Genomic DNA, 16,797 nt, shown 5'->3' on the forward strand with positions numbered 1-16,797 from the left:
TCAAACGGTCATTTCCGGGATCATTCCCGGAGCAAACCGGGGAACCCTTGCCGGTGCGCTGTCTTAGATAGGAGTCACCCGAAGGCGGCTTCAAACTCGGGGCGCAGCTGCTGGACGCATGCAAGCACCGCCGTAACGCGAGGCGGAATTGGATTGTGCGGCCACACCATAAGGATCTGTGTGGCGCGGGGCGGCGGATCGATATTCAAGTAGGCGAGCCGGCTGCCATCCCAGGCCTCAGTCGTCAGGTCGCGGCGCATCAGCAGCGTGTAGCCAAGGCCGCGTCCGACGAGTGCCCGGCAGAGCTCATAGTCAGTCGTGCGGTGTTGAATTCGGGGTGTGATGCCCTGCGTGGACATCAGCTCAAGTGTGTGCGTGCGACTCGCCACGATGTCGAGCAACACCATAGGTTCATGAGCAACCTCGGCGAGAGAGACGGTTCCACGGGTAGCCAACGGATGCCCTGCAGCGACCACAAGCATGGCCTGAGTGGTCGTGATCGGGATCCGGGGGTATTCTGGCGGCACTCCGATATCAAACGTCACGACGAGGTCGAGTTCGCCGCTGTTTGTAGCCGTCAGCAAGCTCTCGAGGTCACCCGTTCGGTACTCAATGTGGATCCCTGGATAGGTGCGTTGCGTGGCGACAATGAGGCGAGGCAGGATCACGCTAGCAAGCGTTCCGATCACGCCGATCCGCACGGGCCCCACGACCGCGCTCAGCTCGTGCCCTACAGACGCACTGAGCTCGGCACCCTCGGTGAGTATCCGGCGCGCGATCGGAACGATCGTGATCCCGTCAGATGTGAGAGTGGCCCCACGGGAACGCTTCCGTCGGAATAGCTCCGCATCCAGCGCCCGTTCGAGCGCGGTAATGGAATCGGACACAGCGGAGTCTGAGGCATTGAGCGCAACTGCGGCGCGCGCAATTGATCCGGATGCAGCTACAGCGAGGAAGCATTCGAGCTGCCGCAGTGTGTATGGCAGGGGTGGGGTTTTCGCGGCAGAACTCAGTGGAGTGGCATCGATGTCGCTCATATGAATCAGTATCCCGGATTCTTCGGGAAAGTACAGCGGGTATTCCCGCTTCCATAGAGGTAGGCAAGTGCATGAGGATAGGAGCAGCGCGGAGAACTCACCGCAGCACAGAGCAGTGCAAGGAGCCAACGATGCCAAAAATTACCTATGTGGCAAAGGACGGGACCCCCGTCGAGATCACCGCCGAACCCGGGCAGAGCGTGATGCGCACGGCGATCCTCAACGGCGTTGACGGGATTGTAGGCGAATGTGGTGGCCAGGCAATGTGCGCCACCTGTCACGTTTTCGTCGAGCAGGTTAATGGAGGCGCTCCCGACCCCGGGGTCCTACCCGAGATCAGCGACGATGAGGACGAGATGCTTGACTGCACAGCCGATCCGCGTCAGCCCATCAGCCGATTAGGGTGTCAGCTCAAGGCTGGTACCGATTTCAACGACATCATTGTGCGACTCCCCGAAACGCAGGTGTGACATGCGCGGCAACGTAGTTGTGATCGGTGCGGGCCAAGCAGGACTGACCGCGGCTGTAACGCTGCGAGAGCGTGGCTGGTCTGGCGAGATTCATCTCATCGGGGAAGAGGCAGAAGATCCGTACCAGCGGCCTCCGCTTTCGAAGGGCTATCTGCATGGGAGTGAGAGCCGTAGCGACCTCCTCCTGCGCTCCCCTGACGCGCTCGCCCGAGACGGGATTCTGTTCCATCGCGGGAGCCAGGCAATCAGCATTGATCGTAAAGCCTGTGTCGTGACTCTTGATTCCGGTGTAGCGCTGAAGTACGAGGCATTGATCCTTGCAACGGGGTCTCAGCCCAGGCAGCTCACCCTGCCAGGAAGCGAGCTGGCTGGAATCCACTCAGTGCGCACGATTGCCGACTGCGATGAGCTCCGCGCTGATCTCGCCAACGGCGGCGACACGGTGTTTATCGGCGGTGGTTTCCTCAACCTCGAGGTTGCCATAGAAGCCAAACGGTACGGGGCCGTCACTGTTCTCGAGATGGCCCCCCAGATCCTTGGTCGGGTGTTGAGTCGAGAAGCGGCAAATGTTCTCGCCGAATACCACGAAGGGCTCGGGATTCGGATTAGCTGTGGCGCTGAGATCGTCGGCCTCACGGACTCACACGAGGGAGCAGATTCAGCGCCCCGCAGAGTCACCGGGGTGCAGCTGTCAGACGGCAGCGTAATCCAGGCTGAACGCGTAGTTGTGGCTATCGGTGCCGAACCACGTGATGAGCTTGCCCAGTCAACGGGCATCGAAGTCTCTGGCGGGATCGTAGTTAATTCGTCTCTGCGTACGAGCGATGAACGGATCTTCGCAATTGGGGACTGCGCCCGTTTCCCTAGTGTGCATGCCGGGGCGAAGATGCGTGTCGAATCGGTACAGAATGCGACGGATCAAGCTCGCTTCGTCGCCGCGCAACTCACCGGCACCGCATCAGACCGTTACGATGACGTGCCGTGGTTCTGGAGCACCCAGGGGGAACGACGGCTGCAGATCGCGGGCATCGCCCACCCCAGCGATGAGGCCAGGGTTACACTCGCCGAGGAGGGCGGCAAACTAGTGGTCGAGCGCATCCGAGACGGAGAAGTGGTCGCAGTCGAAACGATCAATGCGCCCGGCCCGCACATGCGCGCGCGGCGAGCACTCGCCATATCGGAGGCGACAGTCGCATAACCGATGTAACAGGTCGACCCCGAGCCGCAGCCTATCCATAGATAAGGTCGGCTCGGGTACGCCAATGTTGATCCAACGTTGTCTCGCAAGCTTCACCGAATGAGCTTGTACTGCTCCGAAACAGCAAAGCTCCCTGTGCTTGGCACCTGGCATCCGGAACCCTACGCCCTGCACCCTAGAAGGGTTCGTCGTCGCACCAATCTGGTGGGGAATCGGCGGGGTCGTTCTCACTGGGATGACTCTTGATGGAGTCGCTCTGGGTGGAGTAATTCTCGGTGGAGTCACGCTCGGTGGAGTCATTCGCCATGCACTTTGCCCCGATACGCGGCACGAAAGGCTTGTCCCAGCCGGGCCCCCACACTGATTCCGCCGAGACCCGCTCCACCGGAGGCCGTTCCGCCACTTCAGTTATTTCAGTTGCTTCAGTTGCTTCAGTTGCTTCAGTCGAGGGTGATTGCCCTGCCCCAGGTGGTCGATCAGGGGATGGCCCATCGGGGGTTTCAGGCCCACCTGTCCCCTCACCCGGGGGATCTGGCCTGAATCTCACCGCACTCTCGGGTATATCCTCATATTTCCGTCCCGTAGGACTCGTCCACGTATACACGCCATTCTGGTCTTGGATCACTTCCCAGGGAGTGGCGTGTTTAAGGGTATGGTGTCGGCGACAGATGTGGCCCAAATTGTCACTGCTCGTCGCCCCACCCAGAGCCGCATCAATGGTGTGATCAATGTCGCATTTTCGTAACGGCATGCGACACCCAAAGAACCGGCAATGCTGATCCCTCGCCCCCAAGAACCTTCGCAACTCTGCCGAGGGCCGATACGTGTCCACGGTGATGATGGTGCCCGTCTCCGCATCCACCTTCACCTGTTCCCAGCTACTGGTCGCGCAAGCCAGGTCTTTCGCGGTATCAGTATCGATGGGACCGTACCCCGCAAGCGAAGCCGGGTGACCCCTGTCACTTCCCGCCGTGTCTTCGGTCGCAGTTCCCGTGGTGGCCCCGGTCGCCTCTTCGGTCGCCGTCCCAGTGGCGGTTCCCGTGAGCCGGGTGATCGGCACGATCACCTGCACCCGCGCCGTGATACCACCCATCGGGGTGCCCGTCGTCATCGTCTTCAAGGGATCACTCACCAACAACATGTCACACAACAGATCGGCACGCACCTGATCCGTGGTGCGGGTATCCACAATCTCGGGAGATCTTGTCTCCCCGGATTCGCTCACACCGTCCTCGGGTGCCGCGGCTTCTCCCCCAGCACCGCCCTTACCGGCGGTGTCGCCGAAGGTTTCGGTATTACGGTTCGCGATGATGTGGTGGGAAAGCTGATCAACCTTGTCCTTGATGCCATGCGCGAGGGCTGCGGGGAGATGGGCGATCAGATCAGCCATCCCGTCTTCCCGGTCAATCACCATCACGTTGCGGCCCGCACACGCCCGCTCGTGACGTTCATCGATGGTCACTTCGGCACATCGCTCGGCCAGTTCCTTCACGATCGGGCGCACCCGCCCCACCGTTTCCGCCTCCGCCAACTGCAATGCTTCCCGCTCATACTTCTCGCGCCGCTTCGCGTCGGTAATAATGACGCCCGCATCCACGATCGCGCGCACGTGCCCTTCAGATACCCGGCCCGCGGCCAATGCCCGGTATGTGCCGGGGTAGTCGGTGATGAGGTCGGTCGCGCGCTCCATTTTCGCGGCCACTGTGCGATCTGATTCATGTACCGCGGCCCCGATATCTGTGTGGACCATGCGGTAAGCCATCGCTTGGCTCTTCGCGAGCGAACGACCCGACTGCACCCCGTGGGGAATGCACTGCGCGATCCCCTCAGCAATCGTCGACCCTGCCTGAAGGAGAAGTGCTTCGGCTGCTTGCAGGGAACTGATTTGCGCACGCACTGCCTGGATTCCTGACACGACGTTATCGAGTGCAGCGAGCAACTCCGTCGGTGGTTCCAGCAGTGAGAACTTCATGTAAACATTGTCTCAGGGACCCCCGACATTCAACTTCGATGGGGCGTTCTGCCGCGAGAATCCGCGGAATACGGGCGGTCAAGGACCTCAGTAACCAACGCCCGGCACCAACAACTGACAAACTGAAATTCAAACTTCAAATCTCAGTTTGAAACTTTAAATTACAGTTTCGAAGTTCAAATTACAGTTTTCTGTTTCGGTCGGGTCAACCACCCGGCATACGGTATTTCAGCGCCCCTGACCACTGGTCATTTCCACTTCGCCACCTGAAAGCGCTCGCTTTAACGCACAATCGGAGCTGTCCCGGCGAGAATCTCAACTCTTCGTGCAGTTCTCGCAAGCTTGCTTCCCCGCGCTGGCGAATTATCCCGAGAACTAGAGCCTCGTTTTAAAGTTCAAATTCAAACTTTAAATTGCGGTTTCACAGTTTCAATTGCAGTTTCACATTTGAGCGATTTTACGTCTCATCGCAGCGAATGTCTGTGGCATGCGCCAGACTGAAACCGTGAACATCTCGTCGTATGCGCTTGAGATCGTCAAGCAGGTCACTCCCCGCCTCGCGGTCGAGGAGGCGATGAGGTATGTGGCTCGGCAGCAGGTCGAGCTCACCCGCGTGGTTCGGTCGGGCAAACAGCTCTCCGCGCACGTACTTATCTCGGCGCTCAGCGGCGAGGAATCCGTCGAGATCAGCATCTTCGCCGATAACAGCATCGATTACACCTGCTCCTGCCAGGTTCAGCACCTCTGCGCGCACACCGCAGCCGGCCTACTGGTGCTCATTGCCGAGCACGGCACCGCGAGCTCACCTCGCACCCCGGCATCGACCGCCGAGGCAGTACCCAGCATGCCAGACGTAGACCGCTCACGATCACGGTCACTTGCAGGGCCAGGCTCCGGGCTATCGCGCCTCCAGCGCACCCAGCCACACCTGCCACCCCCGCCCCCACCACTGCCCGCTTGGCAGCGCGAGCTCGATCGCATTCTGCCGGGGGCACAGCGCGCCGCGCAGACCGAACTCTGCCTGTTCCTCACCGTTTTGCCCGCCGACCGGTCAGAGCATCGCCGCTTCGCTGCCCCCGGCCTTTCTCTGCGCCCCGGAGTGCGTGGCAGCCGCAACAAATGGATTCGAGGGAATGCCCGCTGGAGCAGCCTCGAGCACTTGGGTGCTTCACGTGAAACAACCCGAGCGTTCTTGCGGTTGCGGCGAGCGCTTGAGCTATCTGGCCTCTATTACTGGAGTGAGCACGACTGGATTGATGTGCTCGAGGTTGCTGGCGCCGATCTGTGGCCCGCGCTGCAAGATCTTCATGCCGCGGGAATCCCCATCGTCTCGGCGGGGAAGGCGCAGCATCAGGTCGAGTTTGTCCCCGAGATGGCCCAGATTTCGGGGTCCATCGTGCGCAGGGAGCACGGTCTCGAGATCACGGCGACGCTGCAGCTTGGTGATGATCAGATCGACGAGCGCACCGATGACACCTTTTGGTGGGTGGGTGCGCCCAGCACCGCGTTTGCCCTCGTTGCCGACGCTGCGGGGCCCACCGAGCACATCACGCTGGTCGGTCTCGATCGACCTGTCTCTGGGATCGCCGCGAAGCTGCTCGATTCGGCCGCCCCGCTCATCATTCCCGATGCTGACCTTGAGGCGTTCGAGGACCAGTATCTTCCCCGGTTCTTGGTGGCGCTGCCTTCGATCTCCCCCGACGGCAGTTTCGAGATGCCTGAGGCACCCCGGTCGCGGCTGCGCCTCACTGCCCGCTATGACGAGTGGCATACGCATCTTTCGTGGGCGTGGCATCACCCCGCGGGCCTCGCCCGCAATGCTGCCGCGGAGCGCGAGGTGCTGCAGGCCGTCGTGACCGCTGCGGGTGATCTGCTGCCCGAAATTTGGCCCGGGCAGGATCTGAGCGGGCCACCGCCGGCCTGCAAGTTGGGGCGGGCGCACAGTGTCCACTTCGTCACCGATCTGCTGCCTCAGCTGCGCGATCTTGACGGCGTCGAGATCCTCGAAGAGGCGGCTCCGCCCGAGTATCGCGCCGCCGAAATCGCACCGTTTGTCACCATTCGTCCCGAGGCCACCGGCGATTGGTTCGATCTGCACGTGACGATCGATATTGCGGGCGAAACGGTCGAGTTTGCTGAGCTCTTCACGGCCCTCGCGCTCAACGAGCCACTGTTTGTGTTGCCCAGCGGCACTTATTTCTCCCTGATGGCACCCGAGTTCGACAAGTTGCGAGAGATCCTCGACGAGGCCCGCGCGCTCACCGATGGCAGCACCGCGGCCTTCGCCCATGGGGTGCGCGTCAACCGCCACAATGTCGATCTGTGGGCCGAGCTGAGCGAACTCGGCATTGTGGCCGCGCAAGAGGCCGACTGGTGGCGGGCAATGAAGTCGCTCGCGCCCGGCACCGCGATCGCCCCCGTCGCCACTCCCCACGGAATCCACGCGACCCTGCGCGACTACCAAGAGCAGGGCCTCGCCTGGCTCCATTTTCTGCGCACCCACGGCCTCGGCGGCATCCTCGCCGACGATATGGGGCTGGGCAAGACGCTGCAGACCATTGCGATGATGGAAATTGCGCGCGAAGAGGATCCGGATCGCGCCCCGTTTCTCGTCGTTGCCCCCACGAGCGTCGTCAGTAATTGGGCGAGCGAGTGCGAGAAATTTGCGCCCGAGCTGCGCGTGGCCGTGATTGCGGGGATGGAAAGCAAGCGCGGGAAGCCGCTAGCCGAGGCCGTGGGTGACGCCCACGTCGTGCTCACGAGCTATGCCCTGTTTCGCGGTGAGGCTGAGGCTTATCGCGAGCTCGAATGGTCGGGGCTCATCCTTGATGAGGCCCAGCAGATTAAGAACCATGCCTCACATGGGCACCGCGCAGCCCGCACTCTGGGCGCTCCGTTCACGCTCGTGGTGACTGGAACTCCGCTCGAGAATAACCTGCTTGAACTGTGGTCGCTGGCGTCACTCGCGGCGCCTGGGCTGCTCGGTAATCGCACGAAGTTCACCGAGTTTTATCGCAACCCCATTGAGAAAGACCGCGATGCGGGCCGGCTTGCGCTGCTGCAGCGTCGCCTCGCCCCGTTCCTGCTGCGCAGAACTAAAGATCTGGTCGCCGCTGATCTACCGCCCAAGCAGGAGCAGGTGCTTGAGATCGAGCTGCACCCCAAGCATCGCAAGCAGTATGACCTGCGGTTTCAGCGCGAGCGGCAGAAAATTTTGGGGCTCGTGGGCGATATGGAGTCGAATCGGTTTCAGATCTTCTCGGCGCTCACCACGCTGCGGCAGCTCGCTCTCGACCCCGAGCTCGTCGGTGCGGGCAGTGCCCCGTCGGCGAAGCTTGATGCCCTCGTTGATCTGCTCACCGAGGCCGCCGACGAGGGGCACCGTGTGCTCGTGCTGAGCCAGTTCACGCGGTTCTTGGGGTCGGCCCGCGATCGCACCGAAGCGGCTGGCCTCGCCTCGTGTTATCTCGACGGCTCAACCACCAATCGGGGCGATGTGATCGCCGAGTTTCGCACCGGCGATGCTCCCGTCTTTTTCGTATCGCTCAAGGCCGGTGGCTTCGGCCTCAACCTGGTTGAGGCCGACTATGTGGTGTTGCTCGATCCGTGGTGGAACCCCGCGGTCGAGGCGCAGGCGATCGATCGCACCCACCGCATCGGGCAAGAGCGGCCCGTGTTCGTGTACCGCCTCGTGGCCGCCAACACGATTGAGCGCAAGGTGATCGCCCTGCGTGAGGCGAAGGCTGATCTCTTTAACCGCGTGCTCGACGGTGGCACGGGCGCCCCCAGCGGGCTTACCGCCGACGACATTCGCGACCTACTCGCGTAGCCGGGTCACGAGCCGTCCGGGTTGCGAATCATCGGAGCGCTAGCTGGCCGGGCGCCACAGCAGCGCACGCCGGCTGAGTCGCGAGCAAAACTTCAGCGTTTCAGCCAGATTCTTGTCATTTCCGCTTTACTTAGATACCCCCCGGGGGTATTGTTGGGAGCGTCGGGCCCCTCGTGTTCTCCACAGGAGCTTGAACGCAACCCAAATCTTGAGAAATACAGGGAGCATCATGAGCACCACCACCGAATTTCAGGTCACCGGCATGACCTGCGGCCACTGCGAGCAGGCCGTACGCGAAGAGCTTGGCGCCGTTGAAGGCATCACCGAGATCGCGGTCAGCGCCGAAACCGGCAAGCTCACCATCACGCACGACGCCCCGATCGCTGACGACGCCGTCATCGCGGCCGTCGATGAAGCCGGCTACGTGGCGGTGCGTAGCTAACACGCTGGCTCGCTGACCCGGTGTGCTTCCTGCGCCCGCAGCACAACGCGCACGGCAGCACCACGTGCACCGTAGTACTGCCGCACCGCTACATCAGCACCCACGGCGGCACCACCGCACGAGCGTCTCTCGGCCCCATCCACCTCGACTCCCCCGCGTTTCTCTCCACGTAAGGATCACACCATGTCACTCGCCAACTCCTTCGACCTCGAAATCGGCGGAATGACGTGTGCCTCCTGCGCGAACCGCATCGAGAAAAAGCTGAACAAGCTCGAGGGCGTTGAAGCCTCCGTGAACTACGCGACCGAGAAGGCGCGCGTGCATACCCCCGAGGGGTACGACCCGCAGCTGCTCATCGCCGAGATCGAGAAGACGGGGTACACGGCCGAGCTGCCCCCGCCGCCCGCAAGCGCACAAGCGGGCGATTCTGGCGCAAACGCGACAACTCCCCCAGTAGACCCCGAGCTCGTCTCGCTGCGCCAGCGCCTCATCGGCTCGGTGTGGCTGTCGGTGCCCGTGATCGTCATCTCGATGGTGCCGGCGCTGCAGTTCACGTACTGGCAGTGGGCGATGCTCGCCCTCACCTCACCCGTGATCGTGTGGGCGGCCTGGCCGTTCCACCGCGCCGCCTGGATCAACGCCCGACACGGCGCCGCCACGATGGACACCTTGGTGTCGGTGGGCACGGGCGCCGCCTACCTGTGGTCGCTGTACGCCCTCTTCTTGGGCACGGCCGGCGAAAAGGGCATGACCCACGCCTTTGAACTCACCATCCACCCGCACGACGGCGCCGGCAACATGTATCTCGAGGTTGCCGCGGGCGTCACCATGTTCTTGCTTGCGGGCCGCTACTTCGAAAAGCGAGCCAAGCGCCAGGCTGGCGCGGCCCTCCGCGCGCTCCTCGAGGTGGGCGCGAAAGACGTCGCCGCCATCAAAAACGGTGTCGAGACCCGCATCCCCGTGTCAGAGCTGCAGGTCGGCGACCACTTTGTGGTGCGCCCGGGCGAAAAGATCGCCACCGACGGCGTGATCATGAGCGGCGCGACCGCGATCGATGCGTCGATGCTCACCGGCGAATCGGTGCCCGTCGAGGCGACCGCGGGTGACCCCGTCACTGGCGGCACCGTCTCCACGAGCGGCCGCATCGAGGTGCGCGCGACCGCCGTCGGCGCTGACACGCAGCTCGCCCACATGGCCCAACTGGTGGAGGATGCGCAGTCGGGCAAGGCCGATGTGCAGCGCCTCGCCGACCGCGTCTCGGGCGTCTTTGTGCCCATCGTGATCGTGATCGCACTCGGCACACTCATCACCTGGCTCGCCCTCGGCTTCTCGGTGGCTGCGGCCTTCACCGCGGCCGTTGCCGTGCTGATCATCGCCTGCCCCTGCGCGCTCGGCCTCGCCACCCCCACGGCGCTGCTCGTGGGCACGGGCCGCGGTGCCCAGCTCGGCACGCTCATCAAGGGGCCTGAGGTGCTCGAGTCCACGCGCCGCGTCGACACGATCGTGCTCGACAAGACCGGCACCGTCACGACCGGCAAGATGACCCTCACCGATGCCGTGCCCGCCGCGGGCCAGAACCGCGATGAGCTGCTGCGTCTCGCCGGAGCCCTCGAGGCCGCCTCCGAGCACCCCATCGCCCAGGCGATTGCGCGCGGGGCCGCCACTGAATTGGGCGCTGCCCTCCCCGCTGTCGCCAACTTCGCCAATATCGCGGGCAAGGGCGTCACCGGCATGGTCGACGACCGCACGGTGCTGGTGGGGCGCGAGACGCTGCTGGCTGAGTGGGCCATTGATCCGGATCCCTCGCTGCTCGCCGAGCGCGACCGTCTCGAGCTCACGGGCCGCACCGTGGCCCTCGTGGCGTGGGATGGTGCGGTGCGTGGGCTCGTCGCGGTGGCCGACACCGTGAAGCCGACGAGCGCAGAGGCCATCGGCCAGCTCATCAAGCTTGGCCTCACCCCGATTCTGCTCACCGGCGACAACCGGGCTGTCGCCGAGCAGGTCGCTGCCGAGGTGGGTATCGAGCGCGTGCACGCCCAGGTGCTGCCGGGCGAGAAGGTCGACGTCATCAAGCAGTTGCAGGCCGAGGGTCGTGTCGTGGCCATGGTCGGTGACGGCGTCAATGACGCCGCGGCGCTCGCGCAGGCCGACCTCGGGCTCGCCATGGGCACCGGCACCGACGCCGCCATCGAGGCCGCCGACATTACCCTGGTGCGCGGCGATCTGCGCAGTGCCGCCGACGCGATCAGGCTCTCGCGCCGCACGCTCGGCACGATCAAGGGCAACCTGTTTTGGGCGTTCGCGTACAACGTTGCAGCGATTCCGCTCGCGGCCATGGGCCTGTTGAACCCGATGATCGCGGGGGCGGCGATGGCGTTTTCGAGCGTGTTCGTGGTGGGCAACAGCCTGCGGCTGCGCGGGTTTAAGAGTGTGACGCAAAAGGCATCTGTATGACCCCACCAACCAATCACGACTCGCAGAGCCCCGCACCCGGGGGCGACTGCGACCCTGATTTCAGTGCCGGGCACCCCGCCCGGCCAGCGGCCGCGGCCGCAGCGAGCGGGCACTCACACAGCCATTCCCACTCACATACCCACGGGCCTGATGCAGATCTCGCTCCGGCGGCCGGGGCAGACCTGCAGGGCGCGGCCACCGCGACCGGCAAGCACCGCAAGCGGCTCATCTGGGTGCTGTCGATCACCCTCGGGGTGTTCGTCGTGCAGCTCATCGGCGCGTTCATCTCGAACTCTCTGTCGCTGCTCGCCGACGCCGGGCACATGCTCACCGATGCAACCGGCGTCGCGATCGCGCTGATCGCGAGCCTGATTGCGGCGCTGCCCGCGACATCGAAGCGCACCTTTGGGTACCTGCGCGTCGAAGTACTCGCGGCCCTCGCCAACGGCATCGTGTTGGGCGTCATCGCGGTCGTGATTCTCGTGCAAGCGATTTCGCGCTTCGGCAGCGAGGTCGAGGTGCACTCGACCCCCATGCTCATCGCGGCCATTATTGGCGCCGTCGCCAACCTGATCTCACTGCTCGTACTGCAGTCTGCGCAGAAGGAAAGCCTGAACGTGCGGGGCGCCTACCTCGAGGTGCTGGGTGACCTACTCGGCTCGATCGCCGTCATCGTGGCCGGCCTCATCATCATGTACACGGGATGGAATATGGTCGATCAGATCGCTTCGATCCTGATCGCGCTGCTCATCTTCCCCCGCGCCGTGAGCCTGCTGCGCGAGGTGGTCAACGTGCTGCTCGAAGCTTCGCCCAAGAACCTCGACGTCGAGGTGGCGCGAAAGCACATGCTCGCGGTGCCCGGCGTCGCCGAGGTGCACGACCTGCACGCGTGGACGATCACCTCGGGGGTGCCGGCGTTCTCGGCGCACGTCACCGTCACCGATGATGCGTGGGATGAGCGCGGTTACCACGCCATTCTCGACGAGTTGAAAGCCTGCCTTATGACCCACTTCGACGTGGATCACTCAACCATCCAGCTCGAGCCCGCGAGTCACCACATCGCGACGAAGAACCCGCACGCCTAGCTGGTTGGATCGCGGGCACAGCGGGCCGGCCCAGCGGGGTGGGCGATCCGGAGCAGCAGGCTCAGCGAACCAGCACAGCACCCCAGAACCAAGACAGCGGGGCCGGAGGAAATGATTCCTCCGGCCCCGCTGCGGTACTGCAACTAGAACTTAGTTAGCTGCGTACTGGTCGCGCAGGATCTGACCCAGGTTCGCGTCAACGTTCGTCCAGTACTGGAAGAAGCGCTCGCGAATCTCGTCGATCGTGATCGACTGAGCCTGGCCGCCGAGGGTCGCGTGGAAGCGAGCCTTCTCGTCTGCCGAGTACACGTCGCGGTAGAGGATGCCGGCCTGACCGAAGTCGCCGTCATCTTCGCGCAGCGTGTAGGCGGTGCGCATGAGCTCGCCGTCTGACTCGAAGTTGCCCTCGACGCCAGCCTGTGCGTCAGCTGCGGGTCCACCGGCTGCACCAAACGAGTTGGGGTGGTAGACGCGCTGAGCTGCACTGGGGAAGTGGTACTGCATGTTGCCCTGGTGCATGTAGTTGTTCGCCTCGGTTGCGTGAGGCTGGTTCACGGGCAGCTGGTTGTAGTTCGTGCCGATGCGGTAACGCTGTGCATCGGGGTACGAGAATACGCGAGCCATGAGCATCTTGTCGGGCGAGATGCCGGTGCCGGGAACCTGGTTTCCGGGTGAGAACGCTGCCTGCTCGATCTCAGCGAAGAAGTTCTCGGGGTTGCGGTTCAGCGTGAACGTGCCCACCTTGATGCGGGGGTAGTCAGCCTTGGGCCAGGTCTTCGTGAGGTCGAAGGGGTTGATGCGGTACGTCTTTGCATCTTCGTTCGACATGATCTGCACGTAGACATCCCACGACGGGAAGTTGCCCTCGGCGATGGCGTTGAACAGGTCGCGACGGTGGAAGTCAGCATCGGTGCCCGCAAGCGCGTCTGCCTCTTCGCCCGAGATGTTCTTGACACCCTGCTGCGACATGAAGTGGTACTTGACCCAGAACTTCTCACCCTCAGCGTTGATCCACTGGTAGGTGTGTGAGCCGTAGCCGTTGACCTCGCGCCAGCTGGCGGGCAGACCACGGTCGCCCATGAGGTAGGTCACCTGGTGAGCCGACTCGGGTGAGAGGGTCCAGAAATCCCACTGCATGTCGGCGTCGCGCAGACCCGAGTCAGCCAGACGCTTCTGCGAGTGGATGAAGTCGGGGAACTTGATGCCGTCACGGATGAAGAACGTGGGGGTGTTGTTGCCCACAATGTCGAGGTTGCCCTCGGTCGTGTAGAAACGCAGCGAGAAGCCGCGCACGTCGCGCCAGGTGTCGGGTGAACCCTGCTCGCCGGCAACGGTCGAGAAACGGATCAGCGTCTCTGACTTAGCGCCGGGCTGGAACACAGCCGCGCGGGTGTACTTCGAAACATCTTCGGTGACTACGAACTCACCGAAGGCTCCGCCGCCCTTGGCGTGCGGGTTGCGCTCGGGGGTGCGCTCGCGGTTGAACGCGGCCAGCTTCTCAACGAGGTAGCGGTCGTGCAGCACGGTGGGGCCATTGGCGCCGACGGTGAGCGAGTGCTCGTCGTTGGCGATGGGCGTGCCAGTCTGCGTGGTGGTCAGCTTCTGATCTGTCATGAGACCTCTCCTGATTAGGTGAACAATGGTGAATGAAAACTTGTGGGGCCGCGGTGCCGCACCGGGTGGGCGCTAGGCCGCGGCGTTCGCGCGACAGCTGGGACAGATGCCCCGGTAGGTGACGTCTGCGGCAACAATCTCGTAGCCGTGGTCGTCGCTTGCGGTGAGGCAGGGTGCCTCGCCAATGGCGCAGGGCACATCGCGCAGCTCGCCGCACTCCACGCACACGATGTGGTGGTGGTTGTCACCCTCGTGCATCTCGAACAGCGCGGCGCCGCCCGATGTCTCGATCTTGCGCACCAGCCGCACCTCGGTGAGGGCGTTCAAGATGCCGTAGATCGCCTGCACCGAGGTGCCCGGCAGCTCAACGCGCACCGCTTCGAACACGTCGGTGGCGCTCCAGTGGCTGCCCCCATTGAGCAGCCGCAGCACGGCCGCTCGTGGTGTCGTGGAACGCAGCCCGGTCGCCCGCAAACGGTCGCGCAGTTCTGCGTCCGTTGCTGGGGTCAAGGTGTGTTCCATAGTTTCCAGTCTATCCGTTATTTTGAGTAATTCAAATTAACTTTTGCACCGTGTTTCGCATTCCATGGGCTCTCTGGCGCGCAAAAGGCGAACACAAGCGGCCCTGGCGGCCACGAACACACTGCTTTGGCACGCTCACGATCGCGCCGCCACGGCGGGCTTGGGCTGGGCAGCGCCAGGCACCTCACCGGCCTGTCCAACGGGGCTCGCGTCACCGCCCAATTCCTCACGCACCTCCAGCAGCCAGCGCACAAACTCGCGGGGTGCGAGCTGCGTCGGCAGCTCACCAGCCAGCGCGCCAGGCAGCGAAGCACCGCGCACCACGGTCAGCAAGAACGTCTGCGTCTCTTCGGGGCTGTCGCCGCCGTGCCCGCCGGCATCAACGTGCCCGTGATCGGTGGTGATCGCCACGATCCAGGTCTCGCCGTGCTCTTTCACGCGCGCATCAACCGCCGCGAGCAGGCCCGCCACCCGCGCATCGGTCGAGGCGATGGCCTCCTCATACTGCGGCGTGAATGTGCCGTAGTAGTGGCCGGCATCGTCGGTCTCGCAGAAGTACACGAATGACAGATCGGGGCCGCCGTGCCGCACCGCGAGCTGTGCACGCGCCGAAATCTCGGGGTCGATAACGCGGTAGCCGTAGAGCTCACCGTTCAGGCTGATGACGTGGTGCTGCCCCGTGCCAATCTGCTCGGGGCGCAGCCGAATGATCGGGCCAAGCCCGGCAGGGTCGGTGATGTTCGGCCATCCCGCAGCGGCATATGTGGTGGTCGCCGGGTTGCGCTGCCACTCACGCGTGAGAAAGTCGGGGTGGTCGGCGAGCCGGTGCTCGCGCATCATATTGTCGGATATGCCATGTTCGGCATGTGTCGCGCCGGTGAGGATGGTGGCCCAGCTCGGGCCCGAGATCGTCGGCCCCTCCACCTCCGAGCGCACGAAGTGACCCGCCTCACGCAGCGCGTCGAGGGTGGGCGCGAGACCCGTGCCGAAAGCGCGGTCGATGCGCAGCCCATCGATGCCGATCAGCAGCAGCTTGACGGCGCCAACGGGTGCAGCCTGGCTGACGTCGGTCACGGCGCTCATGCGTGCACCCCGCCCTCGGTGGCGAGCACACGCGTGCTCGATTCCATCGGCCGCGCCAGCGTCACCCGCACCCGGTCGCCCGTGCGCAGCGCGGTTGCGCGGCTCGTGGGCAGGTCGACGCGCACGCTGTGCTCGAGGTCGGCCAGCATCACGGTCGCGCTCGTCAGCCCGCCGCGCAGGGTGATGTCGGTGACGAGCCCGCCGCCGTCGATCTGCGAGGTGAGTTCGAGGTCTTCGGGGCGCATCAGCACGGCGCCGTCAGCGGTGACCGTCACCGAGGCTCGCGGCACCGTCGAACCAAACAGCCGCACCTCGGTCGAGGTGATGAAGCGCGGCGTCACCCGGTTCATGACACCGATGAAGCCCGCCACAAAGCCGGGCTCGGGTGAGCGGTAGATCGCCTGCGGAGTGTCGAACTGGGCGATGCGCCCCTCGTTCATCACGGCGACGCGGTCGGCCATGGCGAGGGCTTCTTCTTGGTCGTGGGTGACCATGATGGTGGTCGTGCCGCGCTCGCGGTGGATGCGCACGATCTCTTCGCGCAGGCGCTCGCGCACGAGCGCGTCGAGCGCCGACAGCGGCTCATCAAGCAGCAGCACCCGGGGTGCCACCGCGAGGGCGCGCGCCAGGGCGATGCGCTGCTGCTGCCCGCCCGAGAGCTGGTGCGGGTACTTCGCGCCGTGTTCTTCAAGCCCCACGAGGGCCAGCAGCTCTTCAACGCGTGAGCGGCGCTCGGGCCGGGCCATGCGCTGCACCTTCAACCCAAACTCGATGTTTTGTGCCGCCGTGATGTGGGGAAACAGCGAGTACTGCTGAAACACGATGCCGGTGCCGCGCGAGCGTGCGGGCAGCTGCGTGACATCGGTGTTGCCGATGGTGACCCGGCCGGCGTCTGCCCGCTCGAACCCACCGATGATCTTCAGCGCCGTCGACTTACCGCAGCCCGAGGGGCCCAGCAGCGACACCAGTTCGCCCGGGCGCACATCGAGATCGATCGCGCGCAGCACGGTCTTATCGCCGTACGTCTTTGAGACGCCGGTCAGCGACAGGCCCTCGGGGGTGGGGCCTTGTACGGGGTAGTGCGAGTTCAC

Annotated in this window: 12 protein-coding genes; 6 read left to right on the forward strand and 6 right to left on the reverse strand. The window is 64.0% G+C overall.

Going from position 1 to position 16,797, the window contains the following annotated elements:
* Nucleotides 1–74: 74 nt before the first annotated feature.
* On the reverse strand, nt 75–1,037 hold the full coding sequence (locus JOF28_RS08700) for a LysR substrate-binding domain-containing protein (RefSeq protein WP_209705399.1): 963 nt from the start codon (nt 1,035–1,037) through the stop codon (nt 75–77).
* A 131-nt stretch (nt 1,038–1,168) separates the two neighbouring features.
* On the opposite strand from JOF28_RS08700, the gene JOF28_RS08705 reads away from it, so the two are divergent.
* Both JOF28_RS08705 and JOF28_RS08710 read left to right on the forward strand, forming a co-directional pair.
* On the forward strand, nt 1,169–1,507 hold the full coding sequence (locus JOF28_RS08705; RefSeq protein WP_209705400.1) for a 2Fe-2S iron-sulfur cluster-binding protein: 339 nt from the start codon (nt 1,169–1,171) through the stop codon (nt 1,505–1,507).
* A 1-nt stretch (nt 1,508) separates the two neighbouring features.
* On the forward strand, nt 1,509–2,705 hold the full coding sequence (locus tag JOF28_RS08710) for an NAD(P)/FAD-dependent oxidoreductase (protein ID WP_209705401.1): 1,197 nt from the start codon (nt 1,509–1,511) through the stop codon (nt 2,703–2,705).
* Nucleotides 2,706–2,880: 175 nt separating this feature from the next.
* Here the strand turns inward: JOF28_RS08710 and JOF28_RS08715 are convergent, their stop codons facing one another.
* On the reverse strand, nt 2,881–4,677 hold the full coding sequence (locus tag JOF28_RS08715; protein WP_209705402.1) for an HNH endonuclease signature motif containing protein: 1,797 nt from the start codon (nt 4,675–4,677) through the stop codon (nt 2,881–2,883).
* 487 nt (nt 4,678–5,164) lie between these two features.
* Between JOF28_RS08715 and JOF28_RS08720 the strand changes: the two genes are divergently transcribed.
* From JOF28_RS08720 to JOF28_RS08735, 4 genes are all read left to right on the forward strand, one after another.
* A complete protein-coding gene (locus tag JOF28_RS08720) occupies nt 5,165–8,506 on the forward strand; it encodes a DEAD/DEAH box helicase (RefSeq protein WP_209705403.1) in 3,342 nt (1,113 codons plus the stop codon).
* A gap of 229 nt (nt 8,507–8,735) precedes the next feature.
* Nucleotides 8,736–8,948: a heavy-metal-associated domain-containing protein gene (locus JOF28_RS08725; protein ID WP_209705404.1), complete on the forward strand. Its 213-nt coding sequence runs from the start codon at nt 8,736–8,738 to the stop codon at nt 8,946–8,948.
* Between the two features lie 183 nt (nt 8,949–9,131).
* A complete protein-coding gene (locus tag JOF28_RS08730) occupies nt 9,132–11,402 on the forward strand; it encodes a heavy metal translocating P-type ATPase (protein ID WP_209705405.1) in 2,271 nt (756 codons plus the stop codon).
* The gene (locus JOF28_RS08735; RefSeq protein ID WP_245189913.1) at nt 11,399–12,487 is read left to right on the forward strand and encodes a cation diffusion facilitator family transporter; all 1,089 of its coding nucleotides are present in this window, start codon (nt 11,399–11,401) and stop codon (nt 12,485–12,487) included. The genes JOF28_RS08730 and JOF28_RS08735 overlap by 4 nt, the downstream gene beginning before the upstream one ends.
* 150 nt (nt 12,488–12,637) lie before the next feature.
* Here JOF28_RS08735 and JOF28_RS08740 read toward each other — a convergent pair whose 3' ends face one another.
* The 4 genes from JOF28_RS08740 to JOF28_RS08755 all read right to left on the reverse strand — a co-directional run bounded on the left by JOF28_RS08740 (nt 12,638) and on the right by JOF28_RS08755 (nt 16,797).
* Nucleotides 12,638–14,101 (reverse strand): catalase, encoded by a 1,464-nt coding sequence (locus JOF28_RS08740; protein ID WP_209705406.1) that lies wholly within the window; start codon nt 14,099–14,101, stop codon nt 12,638–12,640.
* Nucleotides 14,102–14,173: 72 nt separating this feature from the next.
* Nucleotides 14,174–14,623, reverse strand: coding sequence for a Fur family transcriptional regulator (locus JOF28_RS08745; protein ID WP_209705407.1), 450 nt, complete (start codon nt 14,621–14,623; stop codon nt 14,174–14,176).
* A gap of 135 nt (nt 14,624–14,758) precedes the next feature.
* Nucleotides 14,759–15,706, reverse strand: a complete 948-nt coding sequence (locus JOF28_RS08750) for an alkaline phosphatase family protein (protein WP_209705408.1) — start codon at nt 15,704–15,706, stop codon at nt 14,759–14,761.
* Complete coding sequence (locus JOF28_RS08755) at nt 15,703–16,797, reverse strand: ABC transporter ATP-binding protein (protein WP_209705409.1); 1,095 nt, start codon at nt 16,795–16,797, stop codon at nt 15,703–15,705. Before JOF28_RS08755 ends, JOF28_RS08750 begins: the two co-directional genes overlap by 4 nt.

The organism is Leucobacter exalbidus (genome assembly GCF_017834145.1).
Taxonomy (GTDB): Bacteria; Actinomycetota; Actinomycetes; order Actinomycetales; family Microbacteriaceae; genus Leucobacter; species Leucobacter exalbidus.